Genomic DNA, 1,121 nt, shown 5'->3' with positions numbered 1-1,121 from the left:
GGCCGTTGGCGACCAGATTGAACATGGTGTAGGCCTGTTTCACCTGCTGGCTGATGTCGGGGGTAAAACCGGCGCGCCGGCAAGTCGTCTCGAACGCGGTGTAGAAGTCGTTCATCATTTGCTGCGGAAACAGTACGAAGCTGCTGTCGGCCAGCTCGGCCAGGCGCACCGACTCGCGCTTGCCGAGGGGCCAGCGGGACGGGATCGCAGCGACGACGCGGGCGCGTTCGACGATGCGCAGCTCGAGACCTGCCGTGTCGACCAGGCTGGGCACCACGATGCCGAGGTCGATATTCCCGTTGCGCAGGTTCTCGACCGTGTTGCGGCTGGACCGCTCGGCCAGTTGCACCTGCACACCCGGCCAGGACCGGCGGAATCGCTGGATCGCTTGGGGCAGGGCGCGCATCATGCTCATCGGTACGAATGCCAGCCGCAGATGCGGAAGTACCCCGGCCGCGGCCCGGTGCACCGCCTTTTCCGTCAGTGCGGCCTGGGCCAGCAGCGGGCGTGCTTCCTTGAGCAGGGCCTGGCCGGCGGGCGTAAGTGTGACGTGGTATTGCTTGCGGTCAAGCAGGGCGACGCCGAGGTTCGCCTCAAGGCGCATCAACGACTGGCTCAGCGGAGGCTGGGCCATGCCAAGACGGGCGGCGGCGCGGCCGAAGTGCAGCTCTTCGGCCACGGCGACGAAGTGTCGCAAGTGTCTGAGTTCCATGGCTTCCTGATGAGAGGGATGTTGAGGGATGTCGAGAAATTATATTAAAACGATATGAAGATTTCTAATCCTAATATCGTTGTTTTTTATGCGCGATCACTGGGCAAAAATGGTTTCAGGACGCAGAAGCGTCATCAACCGAACATCCAGGAGACCAGCATGCAAAATTATTCCGGTCCGATCTACGACGCGGACACCCATTTCTACGAAACCCCGGACGCCTTCAACCGCTACATGCCGAAGGAACTGAAGAAGGACTGGGAATTCACCACCCGCACCACCGCAGACGGCAACCGCTGCATCTACGTCGGCGAGCGCAAGGTCGAGATTAGCGAAGGCTATACCTCCGCCGACGGGCGCGTGCCGCCGCCGGGCATGCTGCACGAATGGCTGAAGGCGATAAAGAAGG

At 61.6% G+C, this 1,121-nt stretch carries 1 protein-coding gene and 1 pseudogene; one reads left to right on the top strand and one right to left on the bottom strand.

The features are described 5' to 3' along the window. The coding region (locus I5W_RS07225) for a LysR family transcriptional regulator (RefSeq protein WP_044528726.1) at positions 1-712 on the bottom strand (712 nt) is incomplete at its 3' end. Positions 713-871: 159 nt separating this feature from the next. On the opposite strand from I5W_RS07225, the pseudogene I5W_RS07220 reads away from it, so the two are divergent. Further along, positions 872-1,121, top strand: a pseudogene (locus I5W_RS07220) (amidohydrolase family protein); the annotation flags it as partial.

Source organism: Herbaspirillum sp. B65 (assembly GCF_000333555.1).
Taxonomy (GTDB): Bacteria; Pseudomonadota; Gammaproteobacteria; order Burkholderiales; family Burkholderiaceae_D; genus Herbaspirillum; species Herbaspirillum rubrisubalbicans.
This window is presented reverse-complemented; position numbering and strand designations above follow the sequence as displayed.